The 398-nt window shown below is 49.2% G+C and carries 1 protein-coding gene; it reads right to left on the reverse strand.

Annotated features, from left to right (window positions below; genetic code table 11):
* The coding region (locus C170_RS22460; RefSeq protein ID WP_036614282.1) for an S-layer homology domain-containing protein at positions 1-398 on the reverse strand (398 nt) is incomplete at both ends.

The following is a 398-nucleotide window of genomic DNA, read 5'->3' on the forward strand; positions in this document are numbered from 1 at the left end:
TTTTGAATCTCACTTGTTGCCCAGTGTGTTGCAGATACATCCTTGTAGCTCACGCTATTCACGGAACCTGCTGCCGCTTCAGTTGGAAGATTGCGAGCTAGCATGGCTGCCATCTGTGCACGTGTTACGAATGCATCCGGGCGGAAATCCGCACCAAATCCTTGGATGTACGGTTGATGTGTACTTTGTGAAGCTTTCAGTCCATCCACAACAACGAGGGTGAACGTACTGAATTTTGTTACGGTAAATTCGATGCCTTCGCTATTATCCGCGAGTTGCACCAGTTTGCCTTGAATCAATTCTTTTGTGCCGTCACTGTGTTCGATATAGATCGCCAGGTTGTCCAATGCTTGCTGACGAGCAGCCGGATCGGTTGGCAGACTGTCACGCAGTGGCAA

Origin of the sequence: Paenibacillus sp. FSL H7-689 (assembly GCF_000517905.1) — a bacterium.
Taxonomy (GTDB): domain Bacteria; phylum Bacillota; class Bacilli; order Paenibacillales; family Paenibacillaceae; genus Paenibacillus; species Paenibacillus amylolyticus.